Below are 20,653 nucleotides of genomic sequence, written 5' to 3' on the forward strand. Positions count from 1 at the left end.
TCGCCGATCTCCTCAGCTGCGGCTGAAAACCGCCACCGTGCGGGCCGGAACCGTGAAGGTTCCCGAAGTCGCCTCGTACGACGACGACTTGACGGCCGCGTCGGCGCCCCGCGCCTGGACCGGGTGCAGGGCGTAGCCCTGGCCGGCGAGCGCGGGCACCTTCTGGGCCTGCTTCTGCGGGGTGGCGTTGAAGACGACGACCAGGCCGCCCAGGCGCATGGTGATGACGCCCGGGGTCTCCTCCGTGCCGGAGAGCGGGAAGGAGAGCGCGGACTGGACCTGGCCGGCCGTGGCGAGGCTGAACGCCTTCTCCGTCGTACGGATCGTCAGCAGGTCCCGGTAGGCGGCGGAGGCGCCGGTGATCTGCGGGCAGCCCACCGTCAGGGACGGTGACGACAGGAGCGGCTTGCCGAAGGACCACTTGTCCTTGTTGTCGGCGGCGGGCGGCAGTCCCCGCCCGAAGCCGTTGCCGGCCCGGCAGTCCCAGTTGAGGACGTTGAACCAGTCACCGCTGTCGTACGAATTGCGGTCCAGCGACTTGGAGCGCAGCAGGTCGCTGCCCGCCTGGGAGAGCGCCGGGCCCTGGGAGAGAGCGGCGGTCGCCATGGCGAGGACCTGCATCCTGGCCCGGTCGTCGGGGGACGTGGCCGCCGGGAGCTTGAAGGCGAGCGCGTCGTACAGGGTCTCGTTGTCGTGGGCGTCCGCGTAGGCGAGGGCGTCACCGGGGGCGGCGGCGTAGCCGGCGGGGGCGCCGTTGTAGTCGACCTCCGAGCCCTTGACCGTACGGCCCCGGGTGTCGGTGAAGGTGTAGGAGGCGAGGTTGCCGGACAGGCCGACCTTGATCAGGTCCTGGTAGTGCAGCAGGCGGGCCTTCTGCTCGGCCGGGGTGCCGTTGGCCTTCGAGGTGTTGGGGTCGGTGTAGAGGCCGGAGGCGAAGCCCTGGACGCCAGGGTCGGCGTCGAAGGGGCCGCCGCCGCGGACCGCGTCGCGCGCCCGGTCGGAGAAGGTCGCGATGCCGGTGCCGGCCATGTTCTTCTGGGTGGCCTGGACGAAGCGGGCGTCGTCGGCGATCTCGCCGAAGTTCCAGCCCTCCCCGTACAGGATGATCTTCTTGCCGTCGACGCCGTCGCGTTCGAGGGTGAGCTCGTCGAGGGCCTGTCGGACGGCGAGCATGTTGGCCTTGGGGTGGTGGCCCATGAGGTCGAAGCGGAAGCCGTCGACCTTGTACTCCTTCGCCCAGGTGACGACCGAGTCGACGACGAGCTTGCCCATCATCGTGTTCTCGGGCGCGGTGTTGGCGCAGCAGGTGGAGGTGGCGACGGTGCCGTCGGCCAGCAGCCGCTGGTAGTAGCCGGGCACGATCCGGTCCAGGACGGACTTCTCCGACTGGCCGCTCGCGACGGTGTGGTTGTAGACGACGTCCATGACGGTGCGCAGTCCGGCCTGGTTGAGGGACTGCACCATCCGCCGGAACTCGACCGTGCGGCGCGTGCCCTCCGGGTCGGAGGCGTACGAGCCCTCAGGGACGGTGTAGTGCAGCGGGTCGTAGCCCCAGTTGTACGCGTCCTTGGCGGCGGCCTTCGCCACGCACGCCTGCTGCTCGTCGGAGTCGGGCGCGTACACCTTCAGGTCGCAGGCGGGCGCCGTCTGGTCGGACTTCTTCTCGGGGATGGTGCCGATGTCGAAGACGGGCAGCAGGTGGACGTACGAGGTGCCGCTCGCGGCCAGCTTCCTCAGGTGCTCCATGCCGTCGGACGTGGTGTCCGTGAAGGCGAGGTAGCCGCCCGGATGCTTGGAGGTGCGGTCTGCGACCGAGAAGTCCCGGACGTGCAGCTCCTGGATCTGTGCGTCGCGCAGCGGGGTCGCGGCGGGCTTCTTCAGGGTGGTCCAGCCCGCCGGGGTGAGGGCCGGGTCGGCGAGGTCGGTGACCAGGCTGCGGGCGGAGTCGGTGGTCAGGGCCGTCGCGTACGGGTCGGTGACCTTGTTGGTGACGACCTTCTGGACGCTGGGCGCCCAGACCGTCACCTCGTACCGGTAGGGCTTGTTCCGCCAGCTCGCCGGGCCGGTGACGGACCAGACGCCGGTGGCGGCGTCGCGCTTCATCGCCACGCGCTTGCCGTCGAGTTCGAGCGCGACGTGCTGCGCGGTGGGCGCCCAGACGGAGAGGGTGGGCCTGCCCTTGCGGAAGACCGGGCCGAGGTCGGCCTGCTGGGCCTTCGTGCCGTACAGGGCGTCGAGGACACCCGGGATCTGGACGCCGGTCGCGGCGAGCAGGGCCCCGTTGGGCGCCCGGTGGGTGGCGATCAGCTGGCCGCGCAGGGCGTCACGGACCCGGTCGCGGTCGCGCGGGTCGAGGGTGAAGGCCGGGTAGTCCTTGAGGTGCGGGTATTTCGCCTTCTGGGCGTCGGTGAGGGCCGACGGGGTGAGGCGCAGCCAGCGGCCCTCGTCGGAGAGGGCGCCGCCGGGGGCGGTGATGCCGCCGTCCCTCGCGTACACGAGCTGCTGGCTGGTGCCGGGGGTGGCCTTCACCTTCCAGACGACGGTGTCGGCGTCGATCCACTGCGCCTCGGCCTTGGTGAGGTCGAGGGCGGGCGCGGCGCCCGAGGTGGGCAGGAGGTAGCCGGTGTCCCCGGTGAGGAGCCAGACCTCCTTGCCGTACGTGCCGAAGTCGAGGGACCGGTCGGCGGGGATGTCCTTCTCGTCGCCCTTGTGGACGATGTAGGAGAGGGACGTGGCTCCGGCGGCGAGCGGTACCTCGAAGGTGAGGCCGAAGGCGTCCTTCTTCACGGGCTGGAGCGGCTTGGACCAGTCGGTGGGGGTGGCGGCGCCGGTCCAGGTGTGCAGGCCCCAGCCGTCGTAGTTCCCGTCGGGGCGGTGGTAGTGGATGACGGCCTTGCCCTGGTCCTGCGGCGGGTAGGCGCCGTCGGGGGCCTTGTCCGTCTGGCCGTCCGCGCCCTGCTTGATCCAGACCTCGCCGGTGGCGGAGAGGTCGAGGACGCGCTGCGGGCCGTCGGCGGTACCCGCCTTCTCGACGGTGTACGGGACGGACGTCGTACCGTCCTCGACCTTGACCCAGGCGAAGGCGCCGTACGCGTCACGGCCGGTGAAGGCGGCGGTGGTGGAGCCGGTCCTCAGCTGCCAGCCGTCGTAGTCGCCGTCCGGGCGCTGGTAGTGGACGACGGCGTAGTCGCGGTCGACGGCGCTGGGCTTGCCGGGCTTCGGCGCCCGGCCGGCGGTGGTGGAGGCGAGGGCACTCGCGGTGCGTCCGGTGCCGTCGACGACGACGGCCTTGTAGCGCAGGGCCGTTCCCTCGGGGGCGGTGACGGTGTGGGTGACCTTGTACGGGGCGTGGTCGGCGGAGCCGAGGACCTGCCACTTCCCGGTGCCCTGCTGGGCGGCGAAGACGACGCGGTTCAGGCCGCCGCCGTCGACGTCGGCGGTGACCTCGACGGTGCCGGTGGCTCCGGCGGCCGGGGCCTTGAGGGCGATGGTCGGCTTGGTGGCCGGGGCCGGGACGGGCTTGCCCGCCTTGAGGACGACGGAGGACAGGGCGGGCACGGTCAGCTTCAGCTTGGCGCCGCTGCTCGTGACCGTGCCGGTGCCGCCGTACACGTGCCGGAAGGCCGTGTCCGGGGAGTCGGTGGTGACCTCCACGGTCTTCGGGGCGGTGGCGTTGTTGACGGCGACGACGTACTCGGTGCGCGTCGTCGTGTCCGTGCCGGAGAAGCGGGAGAAGGCGTACATGCCCTGGCCGCTGTCGGCGTGGCGCTCGGTCTGGACGCCGTCGGCAAGGGCCGGGTGGGCCTTGCGGAGCTTCGCCAGCGCGGCGATGGAGCGGTAGAGGGGGTGGCCGGTGTCGTACGCGTCGGTGGCGTGCGTGCGGTCGGTGCCGAGCTGGTCGTCGTCGAGGTAGTCGGCGGTCTTCGACGCGAAGAGGGTCTGGCGGGCGTCCTTGTCGCCGCCCGCGCCGGTGAAGCCCTGCTCGTCGCCGTAGTAGACGACGGGGTTGCCTCGGGTGAGGAACATCAGCTCGTTGGCGAGCCGGTAGCGGGCCAGGAGCTCCGTGTCGTCGGCACCGGCGTTGTCCTGCTTCAGGAAGGTGCCGAAACGGCCCATGTCGTGGCTGCCGAGGAAGGGCACCGACTCGTAGGCGTTGGCCTTGTCGGTGGTGTAGCGGTAGTCCTGCGCGAACAGCTCGGAGAGCTTGGTGGCGGGCCCGCCCTGCGAGGCGTACCGGCGGGCGGCGTCCTGGAAGGGGAAGTCGAGGGTGGCGTCGAGCCGGCCCCGGGTGACGTAGGGGGCGGTGACGGCCGGGTCGGACGAGTACACCTCGCCGAACATGAAGAAGTCGTCACGGCCGCGCTGGGCGGCGTACGCGTCGAGGGCGGTGGCCCACTGGGTCCAGAACTCGGTGTTGACGTGCTTGACCGTGTCGATGCGGAAGCCGTCGATGTCGAAGTCGCGCACCCAGCGCTGGTAGATCTTCTCCATGCCCTCGACGACCTCGGGGCGCTCGGTCCACAGGTCGTCCAGGCCCACGAAGTCGCCGTGCGTGGAGGACTCGCCGGCGAAGGTCGAATCGCCCCGGTTGTGGTACATCGTCGGGTCGTTGAGCCAGGCGGGGACCTTGAGGTTCCGCTTCCCCTCGGGCACGACGGGCGTACGCGGGAAGGAGTCGAGGTCCGTCCTCGGGAAGCGCGTGGTCCCGTCGGCGTAGTCGGCGTCGTCGAAGGGGACGCCGTCCTTCGTCAGGTAGGGGAAGGCTCCCTTGGAAAGGTAGGAGTACGACTTCTCCTGGTAGTCGACGACGTCGGCGGTGTGGTTGGTGATGACGTCGAAGAAGACCTTCATGCCCTTGGCGTGGGCCTTGTCGATGAGCCTCTCCAGGTCGGCGTTGGTGCCGAAGTGGGGGTCGACCTGGGTGAAGTCGGTGATCCAGTAGCCGTGGTAGCCGGCGCTGGCGTCCTTCCCCTCGCCCTGTACGGGCTGGTTCTTGAAGATCGGCGCCATCCAGATGGCGGTGGTGCCGAGGCCCTTGATGTAGTCGAGCTTCTCCGTCAGCCCCTTGAGGTCGCCGCCCTGGTAGAAGCCCTTGTCGGCGGGGTCGTACCCGGTGGTGAGGCGCGTGCCGGTGAGCCCGCCGCGGTCGTTCTTCGGGTCGCCGTTGGCGAACCGGTCGGGCAGCACGAAGTAGAACTGCTCGCGCGTCAGGTCGTGCCGGGCCGGCTGGGCCGCGAGCGCCTTGTCCGAGGGCGGCGCGGGCGGCCTCGGCGCGGCGGCGGCCGGGAGGGCGGGCACGAGTGCGGCGAGCGTCGCCGCCGCGAGGGCGGCCGCGGCGGCGCGCGGCAGGGTTCTGGATCCGGCGGCGGATCCGGAGGGGAGCCGTATCAAGGCGGGTTCTCCTCGGGGAGGGTTACGGAGAAGGGGCCCCGCGCCCGGGAAGCTCCGGGCGCGGGGCAGGAGGCAGGGCTCAGGCGCGCCAGGTGTCGTTCAGGGCGACCTTCCCGGTGGCCGGGACGGTGGCCGTGCGGTTGGCGCCGGACTCCCAGGTGACGTTCCCGGCGGCGTCCTTGCGGATGTACTTGTACGCGAAGGAGGTGCCGGCGGGGATCGTCACGTCGAGCTTCCAGACGGGGTACGCGGCCGGGTCGAGCTTCGGGGCGGCGGCCGGGTTCCAGTTGCCGAGGGCGGCCTGGTCGCCGGTGACGTAGATGTTCTCGCCATACGCGGTCGTGGCGTTGACGGCGAAGGACGCGCCGCCGGCCACCGGCGTGGTGGGTCCGCCGCCGGTGCAGGTGCGCGCACCCGCGTGCAGCGCGACGGCGGTGCCCGCGCCGAGTGTGGCGGTGAACTGGCCGGAGCTGTTGACCGTGACGGTCCGGTTGGACTGGACGTCGCAGTAGTCGCCGGCGGGCAGCGACGTCTGGAAGGTGCGGGTGAGGGCGGACGTCTCGTGGTTGAGGGCCACGTACGCCTTGGTGCCGCGCCCGAAGGCGATGGCGTCGCCGCCGTTGTCCCACCAGTTCGTGACGCCCTGACCGCGGGCCACGTTCCGGAAGGCGACCATGGAGGCGACCTCGCGCCAGGCGTGCTGGCACTTCCAGCCGTCGCTGTAGCAGGCGTTCACCTGGCCGCCGGAGGGCGGGCCGGCGTCCTTGTCGGTCCACTCGTAGCCGGAGTGGACGTCCGGGGAGCCGTACGGCCAGGCCAGCATGAAGACGTTCGCCAGCGTGTAGGCGGAGCCGTTCTTGTAGTTCAGGGTGTCACCGACGCGCTCGGTGTCGTGGTTGTCGACGAAGACGGCGGACTTGCCGGACTCCATGTAGCCCCAGGCCTCGCCGAAGTTCTTCAGGTGGGCGAGGCTCTCGTTCTGGAACATCCGCTTCAGGTCGCGGGCGTAACGGAACTCCTGGACGTCGCCGTTGCCGAGGTACTCGCTGGGCGAGACGGCCTCGCCGGCGCCGTGTATCGCCTCCTGCTTCCAGTAGACGCCCGGGTTGGTGAGCTTCGCCTTGATGGCGGCCAGGTCGTTCGCCGGCATGTGCTTGGCGGCGTCGATGCGGAAGCCGTCGACACCGAGCGACAGCAGGTCGTTCAGGTAGCCGGCGATCTTGGTGCGGACGTACTCCTCGCCGGTGTCGAGGTCGGCGAGTCCGACGAGCTCGCAGTTCTGGACGTTGGCGCGGTCCTGGTAGGTGGTGATCTGGGCCGTGCAGTCGTCCATGTCGGGGGCGGAGTACAGGCCGGGGTAGCCGTACTTGGTGTACGCGCTGCCGCCGGTGCCGGTGCCGTTCCCGGCCGCCATGTGGTTGATGACGGTGTCGGCGACGACCTTGACGCCCGCGCCGTGGCAGGCGTCGACCATGTTCTTGAACGCGGCGCGGTCGCCGAGACGGCCCGCGATCTTGTAGCTGACGGGCTGGTACGAGGTCCACCACTGGCCGCCCTGGATGTGCTCCTGCGGCGGCGAGACCTGGACGTAGCCGTATCCGGCCGGGCCGAGCTGCTCGGTGCAGGCCTTCGCCACGGAGGCGAAGTTCCACTCGAAGAGCACGGCGGTGACGTCCTTGGTGCCGGGCGGCGCGGCCTGCGCGGGGGTGGGGGGCGCCGTGAGGGCGACCGCGGCCCCCGCCACGACGGCGGCGAGGGCGAGCGCGGCGGCCACGGGCTTTCTGGCCATGTTTCCTCCTGGGGAAGGGAGGTGCGGATGCGACGGTGCAGCCTCGTGCGGCAACGCGCCATGCCCGCAAGGCCTGTGGAGGTGAAGGTTCTTGCTGCAAGAAAGCAGCAACAGTTTTCGGTCGAGACCGTACGAGCCCGTCGGCGTACGGTCAACCCCTCGGACACAGTCCGGTTACACCCTGGAAATCCGCGGATACCCTCGCTGCAAGCTCTTTCGCAAGCAGTTGCAGCGGTGCTACTTTCAACCAGCGCTCCGGTCCGGTCGGCCGAGGGTCCCCGTCAACCCGGGGCTCCCACGCGCCCGGCCGGCCGGGCCGGTTACCACCCTTACCGGCGCTGCGCGGTCGAACCCCGGACCACGAGCTCCGGCTGGAAGACGAACTCCGTCCGCTGCACCGGATTCCCGTCGATCTCCTCCAGCAGCGCGTCGACCGCCGCCGTCGCCATCGCCTGCACCGGCTGGCGCACCGTGGTCAGCGGCGGGTCCGTGAACGCGATGAGCGGCGAGTCGTCGAACCCGACGACCGACACGTCCCCCGGCACGTCGAGCCCGCGCCCGCGCACCGCGCGGATCGCGCCCAGCGCCATCAGGTCGCTGCCGCAGACGATCCCCGTACAGCCCTGGTCGAGGAGCTCGGCCGCCGCCGCGTGCCCGCCCTCGACGCCGAACAGCGTGGACCGCACCAGCGGTTCCACCTCCTCGCGGCCGATCCCCAGCAGCGCGCGCAGCGCCGCCGTGAAGCCTTCGGCCTTGCGGCGCGACGGCACGTACCGGGTCGGGCCGATGGCGAGGCCGATGCGCTCGTGACCGAGCTCCACCAGGTGCCGTACGGCCATGCGCGCGGCGGAGCGGTCGTCGGGCGAGACGAAGTGCGCGTCGATGTGCTCGTTGAAGCCGTTGATGAGCACGAACGGCACGCCCCGCGCGGCCAGCCTGGCGTACCGGGCCGGGTCGGCGGCGGAGTCGGCGTGCAGGCCGGACAGGAAGACGATGCCGGTGACGCCCCGCTCCTCCAGCTGCTCGACGAGCTCGTCCTCGGTGGCGCCGCCCGGCATCTGCGTACACAGCACCGGGGTGTAGCCGTGAGCCGCCAGCACCTGCTCGATGACCTGCGCGAACGCCGGGAAGATGGGGTTGGTCAGCTCGGGGATGACGAGCCCCACCAGGCCGGCGCTGCGGCGCTTGAGCCGTACGGGCCGTTCGTAGCCGAGGACGTCGAGGGCGGCGAGCACCCGGGTGCGGGTGCCGCCTGCGACGCCCGCCTTGCCGTTGAGGACCCGGCTCACGGTGGCCTCGCTGACGCCGGCCTGCGCCGCGATGTCGGCGAGCCGCGGGGCGCCCCCTCCTCCGTCGCCCCGCGGCTCACCGGACGGCACGAGGGCCGTCACACCGCCCACCAGACGGTGGTGTCGGCGGGTACCTCGGTGGTGCCGTCGACGCTGGTGCGCACCCGCTCGCTGGCGAGCAGCATCCGGCCGGGCACCTCGATGCGTATCGCCTCGCCGGTGGTGTTGGCCGTGCACACGAAGCCGTCGCGGCGGAAGGCCAGCAGCCCCTCGGGGGCGTCCAGCCACTCCACCTCGTCGCCCGCGCCCAGCCCCGGCTGCTCGCGGCGCACCGCCAGCGCGGCGCGGTACAGCTCCAGCGTCGAGGACGGGTCGCCGGTCTGGGCCTCGACGCTCAGGGCGGCCCAGCTCGCGGGCTGCGGGAGCCAGCTGCCGCCGGCGCCGAAGCCGTACGACGAGCCGTCCACGGTCCACGGGATGGGCACGCGGCAGCCGTCGCGGAAGCCGTCCTGGCCGGTGGCGCGGAAGAACGACGGGTCCTGGCGCACCTCGTCGGGCAGGTCGGTGACGTCCGGCAGGCCGAGCTCCTCGCCCTGGTAGACGTACGCGGAGCCGGGCAGCGCCAGCATCAGCAGGGTGGCGGCGCGGGCCCGGCGCAGCCCGAGCTCCCGGTCGCCGGGCGTGCGCAGCTGGGTGCCGAGGCCGGCCGGGTTGGCGAACCGGGTGGCGTGGCGGGTCACGTCGTGGTTGGACAGCACCCAGGTGGTCGGGGCGCCGACGGGGCGCATCGCGGCGAGCGAGGCGTCGATGACCGTGCGCAGCTCGGCGGCGTCCCAGTGGGTGCCGAGGTACTGGAAGTTGAAGGCCTGGTGCATCTCGTCGGGGCGCACGTAGTTCGCGGTGCGCTCGACGGTCGGGGTCCAGGCCTCGGCGACGAGCACGCGCTCGCCGTCGTACTCCTCCAGGACCTGGCGCCAGGAGCGGTAGATCTCGTGGACGCCGTCCTGGTCGAAGAAGGGCATCACGTCGTTGCCGAGCAGCTTGAGCTGGTCGTGCGAGCCGATGTCGGGCAGGCCGTCGGCCTTGACGAGCCCGTGGGCGACGTCCACGCGGAAGCCGTCGACGCCCATGTCGAGCCAGAAGCGCAGGATGGAGCGGAACTCGTCGCGTACGGCGGGGTGTTCCCAGTTGAAGTCGGGCTGCTCGGGCGCGAAGAGGTGCAGGTACCACTCGCCGTCCTCGACGCGTGTCCAGGCGGGGCCGCCGAAGATGGACTCCCAGTCGTTCGGGGGCAGTTCCCCGTGAGCGCCCTTCCCCTTGCGGAAGTGGTAGCGCTCGCGCAGCGGCGACCCGGGGCCCTCGCGCAGGGCGCGCTGGAACCACTCGTGCTGGTCGGAGGAGTGGTTGGGGACGAGGTCGACGATGATGCGCAGGCCGAGCGCGTGGGCCTCGCGGATCAGCGCGTCGGCGTCCAGCAGGGAGCCGAACATGGGGTCGATGGCGCGGTAGTCGGCGACGTCGTAGCCGGCGTCGGCCTGCGGCGAGGCGTAGAAGGGGCTGAGCCAGACGGCGTCGACGCCGAGCTCCTTCAGGTACGGCAGCCGGCTGCGGATGCCTTCCAGGTCGCCCATGCCGTCGCCGTTGCCGTCGGCGAAGCTGCGCGGATAGACCTGGTAGATCACCGCGTCTCTCCACCAGCCCGTGTGCGTGCCGGTGGTGCCGGTTGCGGAGGGGGCGGGGGCAGCGAGGTGCTGGGTCATGTCTTCCCTGGAGTCATAAGGAGTGGAGCGGTGACCGGTCCGGTGTCAGGCACGGACCGGTCACCGCAGACCGGGACGGAGGTTCAGGACTTGGTGGCACCGGCGGTCAGTCCGGAGACCAGGTGCCGCTGGACGAGGCCGAAGATGATGGCGGCGGGCAGTGCGATGAGCACGGCGGCGGCGGTCAGCGAGCCCCAGTCGGCGGTGTACTGGTTGACGAAGGTCTGCAGGCCGCCCGCGAGGGTGAGGTTCTCCTCGCCCGTCATGAAGGCGGAGGCGTAGGCGACCTCGGCCCAGCCGGTGATGAAGGTGTAGAACGCCGTGACGGCGAGGCCGGGCTTGGCGAGCGGCATGATGAGCCGCCAGAAGGTGCCGAACGGCGTCAGCCCGTCCACCCGGCCCGCCTCGTCGATCTCGGCCGGGATGCCGTCGAAGTAGCCCTTCATCATCCAGGCGCAGAACGGCACGGCGACGGTCAGGTACGTGACGACCAGGCCGACCGGCTGGTTGAGCAGCCCCATCGAGGCGAGCAGGTTGTACAGCGGCACGATCAGCACCGCGACCGGGAACATCTGGGTGATCAGCAGCATCCACATCAGCGGGCGCAGGCCCGGGAAGCGGAAGCGGCTGACGGCGTAACCGGTGGTGGCGGAGATGAAGACGCCGACGACGGTGGTGATGCCGACGACGATCAGCGAGTTGCCGAGCCAGGACAGGAACTGGGTGTCGTTGATGACGTGGGTGTAGTTCCCGAGGGTGAAGTTCTTGACGAGCGAGGTGTCGAAGGCGTCGGTCTTCGGCTTGAAGGAGGTGATGACCAGCCACAGCGGCGGGAAGACCGCGATGACGGTGGCGGCCAGCAGCGTCAGGTGCAGGCCGACGGAGGCCAGCGGGGACCGCTCCTCGCGGCCGCGGACCTTGCGCTTCGGGGTTTGGGTCTTCACCACATGTCTCCCTGCTTCTTGAGCGCACGGCGGTAGACCACCGCGAAGAGCGACAGGAGCAGCAGGATCACCACGCCCCAGGCCGCGGAGGCCGCGTAGTCGCGCGGGCTGACGATGAACGAGAGCCGGTAGGCGTACGTCACGAGGATCTCGGTGGCGTCGCCGGGCCCGCCCCGGGTCAGCAGGAAGATCACCGGGAACATGTTGAAGGTCCAGATGCAGCTGAGCAGCGTGACCGTCGCGGAGACCGGCCGCAGGCCGGGCAGCGTGATGTGCCGGAACCGCTGCCAGGGGGTCGCGCCGTCCATCTCGGCGGCCTCATACAGCTCACCGGGGATGGCCTGGAGCCCGCCGAGCAGGGCGACGAGCATGAAGGGCACGCCGATCCAGACGTTGACGGCGATGACGGAGATCTTCGCCCAGGTCGGATCGTTGAGCCAGGAGACGGCGTCGATGCCGCCGCCCGCGAGCAGCCTGTTGAACAGGCCGCTGCGCTCGTTGAAGAGCAGCTTCCAGGTGAAGACGGAGACGAAGGCGGGCACGGCCCACGGCAGGACGAGCGCCATGCGGTAGAAGGCGCGGCCCTTGATCTTCCGGTTGAGCAGGGTGGCGAGGGCCAGGCCGAGCGTGAAGGAGAGCGACACGCAGGCGACGGTCCACACCACGGTCCAGCCGAGCCGGTCCCAGAAGACGCCGTCGGTGAGGATCGCCTTGTAGTTGTCGAGACCCACGGACTGGTACGTCGCGGGAATGTGGTTGACGCCGATCGTGCGCTCGACGTTGGCTTCGTTCGCGTCGGTGAGCGACAGGTAGACGCCGCGCACGAGCGGGTAGCCGATGATCACGCCGATCACGGCGACGACCGGAGCGACCATGCTCCAGGCGTACCAGTGAGTGGTCAGCGCCCTGCGCAGCCGGCCCGGGCTCGTGGGCCCGGGGGTCTTCTCAGTGCGGCGGCCGCGGCCGCGGGCGCTGTGGGCGCCCGCGGCGGTGGCCTCCGACTGGCTGGTCTCGACAGCCATGGGTCGGTCAGCCCTTCTCACTGCTTACTTGTAGTCCTTGAGCATCTTGCGGTAGGCGTCGCCGGTCTCCTGGGCGGCCTTCTCCGGGGTGGTCCTGCCACCCAGGACGTTGGCCATCTGCAGGCGGATCGGCTCGAAGAGCGCGTTGCCCTGCGGGATCCAGGGGCGCTCGACGGCCTTGTCGACCGCGGGCTTGAAGAACTTGACCATCTCGTTGTCCGCGACGGACGGCTGCGTGTAGACCGACAGGCGGGTCGGCAGCAGGCTGAGCTTCTCGGTGGTCTGCTGCTGGACCTTGGCGGAGCTCATGTAGCGGGCGAACTCGTACGACGCGTCGAGGTTCTTGGACCCGGCGTAGACGGAGAGGTTCCAGCCGCCCTGCGGGGAGCCCTGCGCGGCGCTGCCGGCGGGGACGGGCGCGATGCCGAGGTTGGCCGGGTCCTTGAACTCGGCGCCGGCGCGGGAGTCGGCGATGGCCCACGGGCCGTTGAGCATCATCGCGACCTTGCCGGACTTGAAGGCGTTCTGCATGTTGTTCCAGCCGTCGGAGGCGTCGGTGATCGCCGCCTTCGAGTCGACCAGGTCCTTGATGGTCGTGAACGCCTTGACGCCCGCCGGGTCGTCGATGGTGACGGCCTTGGACTTGGCGTCGACCAGGTCGCCGCCCTCGCCGTACAGGAAGGAGAGGAACCAGTACGGGTCGTCGCCGCGGAGGTAGAGGCCGGTCTTGCCGGGCGACTTCTCGCTGATCTTCTTGGAGGCGGCCTTGAGCTCCTCGATGTTCTTCGGGACCTCGACGCCGGCGTCCTTGAGCATCTTCTTGTTGTAGAAGAGCGCCATGGTGTCGATGACCTGCGGCACGGCGTAGGTCTTGCCGTTGAACTTGGTGGACGCGGCGGCCTGCGGCAGCCAGTCGACCTCGTTCTCGACGGCGCGGGTGCCGTCCAGCGGGGCGAGGTAGCCCAGGTTGGCGAAGTCGGCGACCCAGGCGACCTCGGTGCGCATCACGTCGGGCGCTCCGGAGTTGCCGCCGGCGGCGTTCTTGAACTTGGCGTTGGCCTCGCCGAACGACACGCTGACGTAGTTGACCTTCACCTTGGGGTGCAGCTTGGTGAAGCCCTCGGCCAGCGCCTTGTAGGTGGGCTTCTCCGCCTCGTTCGAGGTGTCCCAGAAGGTGACGGTGCCGGAGAGCTCGCCCGAGCTCTTCTTGCCGCCGTCGCCCTCTCCGCCGCCGCAGGCCGCCATCGTGAGGCCGAGGGCCGCGACCAGCGCGGTGGCCGCTATGCCACGCCGCATGTGAACTCCTTCAACTGATCCCGGGAAGACGAAGGCGTACTCGCCTCCTGCCGACCGCTCCCTCGCGGCGCGCCGGGCTGGCAGGAACGTAACAGGGATGAAAACTTGCCGAAAGAGCTTGCGGGAATTTTCTGCAAGCACGGGTGATCGTTACATTCGCGTGTCCCTACAGTTGCCGATACATCGCTTGACACGCCCGTACGGATGGGTTGCGGACCCCTGGAAGCCTCTGCAAGCCTTTTCAGAAGTCGTTGCAGAGACATTGCAGGACCGTTTCACGCCCGCTCCCACCTCGTTGCCTGTACGTAGCCCCCATCCCGGCCCACCGAGAGGGACCCGCGCATGCCCCACGAGCTCACCTCGCCCGTCCAGGCGCCCGAGGACGCGTGCCTCGCAAGCGCTGCCGCAACCGGTTGGTGGCGGGACGCCGTCATCTACCAGGTGTACGTCCGCTCCTTCGCCGACAGCGACGGCGACGGCATCGGCGACCTGCGCGGCGCCCGGGAGCGGCTGGAGCACCTGGTGGAGCTGGGCGCGGACGCCGTGTGGCTCACGCCGTTCTACGCCTCGCCCCAGGCGGACGGCGGGTACGACGTCGCCGACTACCGCGCCGTCGACCCCGTCTTCGGCGACCTCGCGGACGCCGACGACCTGGTGCGCCGGGCCCACGAACTGGGGCTGCGGGTGATCGTCGACATCGTCCCGAACCACACCTCCGACCGGCACCCGTGGTTCCTGGAGGCGCTGGCGGGCACGGGCCGCGAGCGCTACCACTTCCGCGCCGGCCGGGGCCCGGACGGCTCGCTGCCGCCCAACGACTGGGAGTCGGTCTTCGGCGGCCCGGCCTGGACCCGCGTGCCGGACGGCGCCTGGTACCTGCACCTCTTCGCGCCCGAGCAGCCCGACCTGAACTGGGACCACGACGAGGTGCGGGCCGAGTTCGAGTCGGTGCTGCGGTTCTGGCTGGACCTGGGCGTCGACGGGTTCCGCGTCGACGTCGCGCACGGCATGGTGAAGGCGCCCGGCATGCCGGACATCGGCCACGGCGAGCAGGCCCGGCTGATCGGCACCCAGCAGCTGCCCTTCTTCGACCAGGACGGCGTCCACGAGATCCACCGCGCGTGGCGGCGGCTGCTCGACTCCTACGACGGCGAGCGCATCGGCGTCGCCGAGGCGTGGGCCCCGTCGGCGGAGCGCCTCGCGCTCTACGTCCGCCCCGACGAGCTCCACCAGGCGTTCAACTTCCAGTTCCTCAACTGCCCGTGGGACGCCGACCGCCTGCACCGGGTCATCGACGACTCCCTGCGCGCCACCACCTCGGTGGGCGCCACCACCACCTGGGTCCTCTCCAACCACGACGTCGTACGCCACCCCTCCCGGTACGGTCACGGCGCGGCGGGCCTGCGGCGGGCCCGGGCGGCCACGCTGCTGATGCTGGCCCTGCCCGGCTCGGTCTACCTCTACCAGGGCGAGGAGCTGGGGCTGCCCGAGGTCACGGAGCTGCCGGACGACGTGCGCCAGGACCCGGCGTTCCTGCGCGGCGAGGGCCAGGACGGGCTGCGCGACGGCTGCCGCGTGCCGATCCCGTGGACCACCGAGGGCCCCTCGTACGGCTTCGGGCCGGGTGGCAGCTGGCTCCCGCAGCCCGCCGCCTGGGGAGGCCTGAGCGTCGAGGCCCAGACCGGCGACCCGGCCTCCACGCTGGAGCTCTACCGGGGCGCCCTCGCCCTGCGCCGCACCCACCCGGCCCTCGGCGCGGGCGACGGTGTGGAGTGGCTCCCGGCGCCGCGCGGTGTGCTCGCCTTCCGCCGCCGCGCCGGTGACGCGGTCTTCGTCTGCACGGTGAACCTCGGCGGCGAGCCGGCGGAACTCCCCGTTCCGGGGCGGCTGCTGCTCGCGAGCGCGCCACCCGTGCCGCAGGGCGCCGACTTCACGCCCGCCGAGGGCAGAGTGCCCGCGCCGGCGCGCGAGTTGCCGGACGGCGCCGAGCCCGGCGAGAGCGGGCGGACGGTCCTCCTCGCCCCCGATTCCTGCGTCTGGTGGGCAAGCTGACGTGCGGCCGGTACAGTCGCATCCTATGACCGCGCGGCTAGCCGACATCGCAGCCCAGGCGGGGGTCAGCGAAGCCACAGTCAGCCGCGTGCTCAACGGCAAGCCGGGTGTGGCCGCGGCCACCCGCCAGTCCGTGCTGGCCGCGCTCGACGTCCTCGGTTACGAACGGCCCGTGCGGCTGCGGCAGCGCAGCGCCGGGCTCGTCGGGCTCATAACGCCCGAGCTGGAGAACCCGATCTTCCCGGCCCTCGCCCAGGTCATCGGCCAGGCCCTGACCCGCCAGGGCTACACCCCCGTCCTCGCCACCCAGACACCCGGCGGCTCCACCGAGGACGAGCTCACCGAGATGCTCGTCGAGCGCGGCGTCTCCGGCATCATCTTCGTCTCCGGCCTCCACGCCGACACCACCGCCGACATGACGCGCTACGACCAGCTGCGCGGCAAGGGCGTCCCGTACGTCCTGATCAACGGTTTCTCGCCCAAGGTGCAGGCCCCCTTCGTCTCCCCCGACGACCGGGCCGCGATGCAGCTCGCCGTCACCCACCTCGCCTCCCTCGGGCACACCCGGATCGGCCTCGCCGTCGGGCCGAAGCGCTTCGTCCCCGTCGTCCGCAAGATCGAGGGCTTCCGGCGCGGCATGCGGGAGCGGCTCGGGCTCTCCCCGGAGGAGACGGAGGAGCTCATCCAGCACTCCCTCTACACCCTGGAGGGCGGCCAGGCCGCCGCGACCGCGCTCATCGAGCGCGGCTGCACCGCCGTCGTCTGCGCCAGCGACATGATGGCGCTCGGCGCCATCCGCGCGGCGCGCCAGCGGGGCCTGCACGTTCCCCGTGACCTCTCCGTCGTCGGCTTCGACGACTCCCCCCTCATAGCGTTCACGGACCCGCCCCTGACCACCATCCGCCAGCCCGTGCAGGCGATGGGCCAGGCGGCGGTCCGCGCGCTGCTGGAGGAGATCGGCGGCACCCCCGCCCCGCACAGCGAGTTCGTCTTCATGCCCGAGCTCGTCGTCCGGGGCTCCACGGCCTCCGGACCCCAAGGCCGGCGGGGCGCGGACCGGCGCGGCGACGGCAGCGATGGCAGCGAGGACCCGGCTGACGGATGATCGACGCAGTGGACATATCTGGCACACTCTTGGCCCATGGGTGACACAACAGTGAGAACAATGGAAGGCCGTACGACGGCCCCCTCATCACCCATCGAGGAGCAGCGCCCCCAGGCCGCGCCCCCGCGCCGGACCCTCCTGGAGCGCCTGCGGGCCCCCCGTCGCCCCCGTATCTGGTTCGAGATCCTGCTGATCGCGGTCAGTTACGGCACGTACTCGGCGATCCGCAACGCCGTACCGGAGCAGAAGGCCGAGGCGCTGCGCAACGCCGACTGGATCTGGCGGGCCGAGCAGGCGCTCGGCATAGCGGTCGAGAAGACCGTGAACCACGCCGTCGACTCCGTGACGTGGCTGATCGTGGGCATGAACTACTACTACGCCACGCTCCACTTCATCGTGACGATCGGCGTCCTGGTCTGGCTCTACCGCTGGCACCCGGGCCGGTACGCCGCCACCCGCCTGGTGCTGTTCTCCACCACCGGTGTCGCCCTGCTCGGCTACTACCTGTATCCGCTGGCGCCGCCGCGGCTGATGACCAGCGAGAGGTTCATCGACACGGTCCTGGTGCACCAGACCTGGGGGTCGATGGCCTCCGGCGACCTGAAGCAGATGTCGAACCAGTACGCCGCGATGCCGTCGATGCACATCGGCTGGTCGCTCTGGTGCGGGCTGACCATCTACGCCCTGGCCCGGGCGCCCTGGGCACGGATCCTGGGCTTCCTCTACCCCGTCGCCACGCTGGTGGTCATCGTCGCCACCGCCAACCACTTCTGGCTGGACGCGGTCGGCGGCCTGATCTGCCTCGCCTTCGGGTACGCGCTCGCGTCCGTCTGGTACGGCAGCGTGCCGCACCGCCTGCCCCGGTACGTGGCCGTGACCGGGGTCGCGGCGCCACAGGCCGCGGCCCCACAGGCTGCGGAACCGCTGGCTTCGGCACCGCGAGCTCAGGCGGCTCCGTAGAACAGCTCCTCCACCACGGCCCGCGCGCGGCGCGTCGTACGGCGGTAGTCCTCGACCATCTCGCCGACGTGCCCGGGGCCGTACCCGAGGTAGCGGGCGACGGCCGCCAGTTCGCGCCCGTCCGAGGGGAAGGTGTCGCCGGCCCGGCCGCGTACCAGCATCACGCCGTTGCGGACCCGGGTGGCGAGCACCCACGCCTCGTCCAGCGTCCGGGCGTCGTGCTCGTCGAGGAGGCCCGCCTTGTGCGCGGCGGCCAGCGCCTGCCGCGTACGGGTGGTGCGCAGGCCGGGCACCTCGCGCGCGTGCCGCATCTGGAGCAGCTGCACGGTCCACTCCACGTCGGACAGGCCGCCGCGCCCCAGCTTGGTGTGGAGCGTGGGGTCGGCGCCGCGCGGTAGCCGCTCGGTCTCCATGCGTGCCTTGAGCCGGCGGATCTCGCGCACGGCGCCCTCGTCCAGCCCGCCCGCCGGGTAGCGCAGCGGGTCGACCAGCTCGATGAACCGGCGCCCGAGCTCCGGATCGCCCGCCATCGGCTCCGCCCGCAGCAGCGCCTGGCTCTCCCAGCCGAGCGACCAGCGGCGGTAGTACGCCTCGTACGACTTGAGCGTGCGCACCAGCGGGCCGCTCTTGCCCTCGGGGCGCAGGTCGGCGTCGATCAGCAGCGGCGGGTCGGCGGTCGGCAGCTGGAGCAGCCGCCGCATCTCCGCGACCACGGCGTTCGCCGCGCGGGCCGCCTCCTGCTCGTCGACGCCCTCCCGCGGCTCGTGCACGAACAGCACGTCGGCGTCGGAGCCGTACCCCAGCTCGTGCCCGCCGAAGCGGCCCATGCCGATGACGGCGAACTTCGTCGGCAGGGTCTCCCCCCACTGCTCGCGCACGGCGGCGCGCAGGGCCCCGGCGAGGGTCGCGGCGTTCAGGTCGGTGACCGCGTCCCCGACCCGGTCGACCAGCACCCCCGGATCGACCTCGGCGGGCCGGTCCTCCGTGCCGTACGAGTCGATGATGTCGGCGGCGGCGGTACGGAACAGCTCCCGGCGCCGTACGCCGCGGGCCACGGCGACACCCTGCTCGGCGGTGTCGGCGCGGCCCACCGCCGCGAGGATCTCCGGCTCCAGGTGATCGCGGCGGCGCGGCTTCAGCCCCTCCGGCGCGCCCAGGATGGCCACCGCCTCCGGGGCCCGCAGCAGCAGGTCGGGCGCCAGCCGCCCGGCCGACAGCACCCGCGCGAGGTTCTCCGCCGCCGCGCCCTCGTCGCGCAGCAGCCGCAGGTACCAGGGCGTCTTGCCCAGCGCGTCGGACACCTTGCGGAAGCCGAGCAGCCCCGCGTCCGGGTCCGCCGAGTCCGCGAACCAGCCCAGCAGCACGGGCAGCAGCGTCCGCTGGATCGCCGCCTTCCGGGTGACGCCGGACGACAGCGCCTCCAGGTGGCGCAGGGCCGCGACGGGGTCGGCGTACCCGAGCGCCTCCAGCCGCTGCCCGGCGGCCTTGGCGCTCAGCCGCGTCTCACCGGGCGCGAGCTGGGCGACGGCGTCCAGCAGCGGCCGGTAGAACAGCTTCTCGTGCAGCCGCCGCACCACGGCGGCGTGCCGCTTCCACTCCCGGTTCAGCTCCGCCACCGGGTCGGTCCGCATCCCCATCGACCGTCCGAGCCGCCGCTGGTCCTCCTCGCCCTCCGGCACCAGGTGGGTCCGGCGCAGCCGGTACAGCTGGATGCGGTGCTCCATGGCGCGCAGGAAGCGGTACGCCTCGTCCATCTGCGCCGCGTCCACCCGCCCGACGTACCCGCCGGCCGCCAGCGCCTTCAGGGCCTCCAGGGTCGTACCGCTGCGCAGCGTGGCGTCGCTGCGCCCGTGCACCAGCTGCAGCAGCTGCACCGCGAACTCGACGTCCCGGAGCCCGCCGGGGCCGAGCTTCAGCTCCCGGTCGACCTGGGCGACCGGGATGTTGTCGACCACGCGGCGCCGCATCTTCTGGACGTCGGCGACGAAGTTCTCCCGCTCGGCGGCCTGCCACACCAGCGGCGAGACGGCGTCGATGTACGCCTCCCCCAGCTCGGCGTCGCCGGCCACCGGGCGCGCCTTCAGCAGGGCCTGGAACTCCCAGGTCTTCGCCCAGCGCTGGTAGTACGCGAGGTGGCTCGACAGGGTCCGCACCAGCGGGCCGTTACGCCCCTCGGGCCGGAGGTTGGCGTCCACCGGCCAGATGGCGCCCTCGACGGTCGTCTCGGAGCAGATGCGCATGAGGTGCGAGGCGAGCCGCGTGGCGGCCTGGAGGGCCTTGCCCTCGTCGCCGCCGTCCGCCGCTTCCCCGACGAAGATCACGTCGACGTCGGAGACGTAGTTGAGCTCGTTCCCGCCGCACTTGCCCATCGCGATGACGGCGAGCCGGCACGCGGCGGCGTCCTCGGGCGCAGCGGCCCGGGCGATGGCGAGCGCCCGGCGCAGGGTGGCCGTGGCGAGGTCGGCGAGCTCGGCGGCGGTCTCGGCCACGTCGATGGTGCCGCACACGTCGCGCGCGGCGATGGCCAGCAGGCACCTGCGGTAGGCCACGCGCAGCGCCACGGGGTCGTCCGCCCCGGCGAGCCCGCGCTCGAACTCCTCGACCCCGGGGTGCAGGTCGGCCGCCTCGTACGTGACGAGCGCCCGCCAGTCCTGCGGGTGCCGCGCCAGGTGGTCGCCGAGCGCCTCGGACGCCCCCAGCACCCCCAGCAGCCGGTCCCGCAGCGGCTTGGCGCCGACCAGCGTCGCCAGCAGCTGCCCGTCCTCCTGCGCCTCGGCGAGCCGTACGAGCCCGCGCAGCGCGAGGTCGGGATCGGCGGTGGCGCCCAGCGCGTCCAGGAGCACCGGGTTCTCGCGCACGGCCGCCAGCACCGGCAGCTCCAGCAACCGCCCGGCGGCGGAGGGGTCGGTGAACCCGTGCCGCAGCAGCCGCGTGAAGGTACTGCTCCTGCGCCCCGGCGCCGTCATGGGTCTCCCTCCACCGCGAGTAAGGGTCGCCGCCGAGCCTATCGGCCCGGGCGGACGGGGGCATGAACGCACCCGGCCT

General features: G+C 71.7%; 11 protein-coding genes. 3 read left to right on the top strand and 8 right to left on the bottom strand.

Going from position 1 to position 20,653, the window contains the following annotated elements; genetic code table 11:
- Positions 1–12: 12 nt before the first annotated feature.
- The 7 genes from pulA to ACZ42X_RS27645 form a co-directional block, all read right to left on the bottom strand.
- Entirely contained in the window at positions 13–5,391 is a 5,379-nt protein-coding gene (gene pulA, locus ACZ42X_RS27615; protein ID WP_468295392.1) for a pullulanase-type alpha-1,6-glucosidase, read from the bottom strand.
- Positions 5,392–5,470: 79 nt separating this feature from the next.
- Positions 5,471–7,180 (bottom strand): carbohydrate-binding module family 20 domain-containing protein, encoded by a 1,710-nt coding sequence (locus tag ACZ42X_RS27620; protein WP_468295393.1) that lies wholly within the window; start codon positions 7,178–7,180, stop codon positions 5,471–5,473.
- A gap of 329 nt (positions 7,181–7,509) precedes the next feature.
- Complete coding sequence (locus ACZ42X_RS27625) at positions 7,510–8,583, bottom strand: LacI family DNA-binding transcriptional regulator (protein WP_468295931.1); 1,074 nt, start codon at positions 8,581–8,583, stop codon at positions 7,510–7,512.
- Positions 8,568–10,229 carry a glycoside hydrolase family 13 protein gene (locus ACZ42X_RS27630; protein WP_468295396.1) on the bottom strand — a complete coding sequence of 554 codons (1,662 nt, stop codon included), beginning with the start codon at positions 10,227–10,229 and terminating at the stop codon, positions 8,568–8,570. Before ACZ42X_RS27630 ends, ACZ42X_RS27625 begins: the two co-directional genes overlap by 16 nt.
- Before the next feature lie 83 nt (positions 10,230–10,312).
- Positions 10,313–11,173, bottom strand: coding sequence for a sugar ABC transporter permease (locus ACZ42X_RS27635; protein WP_468295399.1), 861 nt, complete (start codon positions 11,171–11,173; stop codon positions 10,313–10,315).
- Entirely contained in the window at positions 11,170–12,195 is a 1,026-nt protein-coding gene (locus tag ACZ42X_RS27640; RefSeq protein ID WP_468295402.1) for a carbohydrate ABC transporter permease, read from the bottom strand. The genes ACZ42X_RS27635 and ACZ42X_RS27640 overlap by 4 nt, the downstream gene beginning before the upstream one ends.
- Positions 12,196–12,219: 24 nt before the next feature.
- Complete coding sequence (locus ACZ42X_RS27645) at positions 12,220–13,491, bottom strand: extracellular solute-binding protein (RefSeq protein WP_468295404.1); 1,272 nt, start codon at positions 13,489–13,491, stop codon at positions 12,220–12,222.
- Between the two features lie 342 nt (positions 13,492–13,833).
- Between ACZ42X_RS27645 and ACZ42X_RS27650 the strand changes: the two genes are divergently transcribed.
- Genes ACZ42X_RS27650 through ACZ42X_RS27660 form a run of 3 tightly spaced genes read left to right on the top strand, consistent with a single transcriptional unit; the run spans position 13,834 to position 17,608 of the window.
- A complete protein-coding gene (locus tag ACZ42X_RS27650) occupies positions 13,834–15,543 on the top strand; it encodes a glycoside hydrolase family 13 protein (protein WP_468295406.1) in 1,710 nt (569 codons plus the stop codon).
- Positions 15,544–15,568: 25 nt separating this feature from the next.
- Positions 15,569–16,648, top strand: coding sequence for a LacI family DNA-binding transcriptional regulator (locus ACZ42X_RS27655; RefSeq protein ID WP_468295409.1), 1,080 nt, complete (start codon positions 15,569–15,571; stop codon positions 16,646–16,648).
- Between the two features lie 36 nt (positions 16,649–16,684).
- Positions 16,685–17,608 (top strand): phosphatase PAP2 family protein, encoded by a 924-nt coding sequence (locus tag ACZ42X_RS27660; protein ID WP_468295412.1) that lies wholly within the window; start codon positions 16,685–16,687, stop codon positions 17,606–17,608.
- Here ACZ42X_RS27660 and ACZ42X_RS27665 read toward each other — a convergent pair.
- Positions 17,593–20,574, bottom strand: coding sequence for a bifunctional [glutamine synthetase] adenylyltransferase/[glutamine synthetase]-adenylyl-L-tyrosine phosphorylase (locus ACZ42X_RS27665; protein ID WP_468295415.1), 2,982 nt, complete (start codon positions 20,572–20,574; stop codon positions 17,593–17,595). The genes ACZ42X_RS27660 and ACZ42X_RS27665 overlap by 16 nt on opposite strands.
- Positions 20,575–20,653 lie beyond the last annotated feature (79 nt).

It is taken from the genome of Streptomyces sp. NPDC030862, assembly GCF_055571835.1.